Raw genomic sequence first — 2,437 nt, 5'->3', positions numbered from 1 at the left:
CTGACTTTCGTCGCCGGCCTTCTGCCGGTCATCGGCAATCTGATCTCCAACACGGTGATCGTGGTTGTCAGCCTCAGCATCTCCTTCCTTGCAGCGCTAGGCTCGCTTGCCTTTCTCATCGTCATTCACAAGCTCGAATACTTCGTAAACGCTAAGATTATCGGTTCGCGGATCAATGCGCGTGCCTGGGAGCTTCTTCTAGCGATGGTTTTCATGGAGGCCTGGTTCGGTATGCCGGGTCTTGTCGCTGCGCCGATCTATTATGCCTATCTGAAGGCTGAACTGACAATGCGCGGGCTGATCTAGGGTTAGAGCAGCTGGCGATTTGACGACGGAAGCAAGTGGGAAACCGCGCACCCTTGACTAGCGTGACATTGGCCTATTTTTGACAGGGCGGATTGCCTCGTTCTCTAACCTGCGGTGTGCTGAATGTCGAAGGACCTCTTTGTCCTGGCGCTCGCGGCTATGATTTCACGGAATTTGTCTTGCCCATGGACCTGACTTCGAACGAACCGTCGCCGCGGCTGGGAAGCCCGGATGGGCTCCGCTCTCTGCCGACGATTTCGCATCGCTGGGTGCGGTGGGTTCCGTAGACGCTATCCAGGGATAGGGAGCGATTGGCAACGATCTGCCGGCCAAAACCATGATCGCAGTGAGAAAAGTCCTCCGGGTCTACCATGACCATTGATTTTGCAACGAAAAAGTGCCCTTGTTGGAGCGATGACGGTACTTTTCGAAACTGCTTGGGCGCGTGGCCCAACGTCCCAAGTGAAAGAAAATTGCCCGATTGGTCCTGATAGTTGGTGAAACCTCAAAATATTTTTTGCGGCGATTTTCCCTTTAGAATCAGAAGCGTAACTTTTTGACGGTCTTGATGTCGGCATTTACGCGGCGCTGAAAAATATTTGCCAGTGATTTCAATTGGTTATATCCTATTTGTACAATCGAGTGGGAGTAGGGGTTAGCGTAGTCTGGAGTGCTCCGGCGTAGTTTTTCGCAGAAAAAGCAACGATTTGCGGTTCATTTTATTTACAATCGGACCTACATCGTCAGCTGAAGCCATCAACTACTTACGTCACTGATTCTTTTGACATCAAACCAGGGCCACGCTGGACGTGAAGACTAGCAGATTTATTTGACGGTACTTTTGACCGTACTTTTCATGCGCGGCTCAACGTCCGAGAGAAGTATCGTCACGGATTTTTCGGACCTGACGGTACTTTTTTCAAGTCAACATTTTGAAATATATAAAGAAATCGCCCGCGGATAACGTTTCCGCGCTGACGGTACTTTAGCATGTCCGGCATCGACCAAGGCCCATTTTGGTCGAGCCGAACGCCGATATCATGGGCGCGGTTCCTTCAACTATTAACTGTCTTGCAAACTGCTCGTTGACGCGTCCGCCCTGCTAGAGTTAATAATATGCTAATATAAGGGGCGCCTAAATCCGTGGCCAGCAACCACGAGTTGTAGGATGCAGTTGGGGTAGGGCGACGCAGCGCAGCGACCGGTGTCGTTGAGCGCACAAGAATCGAGTCAACATCCGTCCGTGAATGGCCAGCTTGAGGCGTGCCGTTCCGAGCGCGGCTGTGTGCCTGGATAACGGCGACAACCATGCCTCCCCGGACTCGCGCGACTATTCTTCGGCTGGAAGCAGCCGGTCTAACAGTACTGTCAATGAAACAGATGATTGGGCATCTGTTCTTAACTACTAGGGGGGTTGAAAATGGCTACTCAGGTCACCGGTGCCGGCGGCACCACGACGTCGTTCTCGAACACGCCGCAGGCGAAGGACGATCTTCTTGCCTTTTCGGAAGATGCCACTGGCGTCTTGATCCTGAATGTATTGGCGAACGATCTGGGAGGAACGGCCAAACAGCTGTATTCCATCGACAACGCAGACAGTCTTACGACAGCAACGAAGATATACGCGCCGGCAGATCTACTGGCGCGCGATATCACGTTCTCCAGTGATAGTGCAGCGCTCGCCGCGCTCCCCGCGACTGCCAATACGAGCCTTCTAGGCGCTCGCATCTGGATAAGCGCCGATGGTACGATCCACTACAACAAGGCAGATATCGACGCCCAGGTGCAGGCACTTGGGCAGGGGCAGGTTCTCACCGACAAAGTGACCTACGCCATTCAGCTCGGCAATGGCACGCTAAGCTGGGCCACGGCTACCATCCAGTTCACCGGCACCAACGACGCGGCGGTGATCACCGGCGCGAGCACGGCGAGCCTGACGGAAACCGACGCGGTTCTGACGGCGAGCGGCCAGCTGTCGGCGGCCGACGTTGACAGCTCGAACGCCTTTGTTGCGCAGAGCGCTGTTGCCGGCAGCCACGGCTACGGCACGTTCGCTGTCGATGCGACCGGCGCCTGGACCTACACGACCGATCCTTCGGCGCACAACGAGTTCGTGGGCGGCACCACCTAC

The 2,437-nt window shown here is 54.8% G+C and carries 1 protein-coding gene and 1 pseudogene; both read left to right on the top strand.

Features of this window, described 5'->3' with window-relative positions:
* Positions 1–306: pseudogene (locus tag AC04SG_RS32730) on the top strand (hypothetical protein); the annotation flags it as partial.
* A 1,420-nt stretch (positions 307–1,726) separates the two neighbouring features.
* Positions 1,727–2,437, top strand: a 711-nt coding sequence (locus AC04SG_RS32725) for a VCBS domain-containing protein (protein ID WP_488554387.1), incomplete at its 3' end; no start/stop codon positions are given.

Source organism: Mesorhizobium sp. CNPSo 4684, assembly GCF_057784315.1.
Note: the sequence above shows the minus strand (reverse complement) of the source record. Positions and strands in the feature narration are given on the sequence as shown.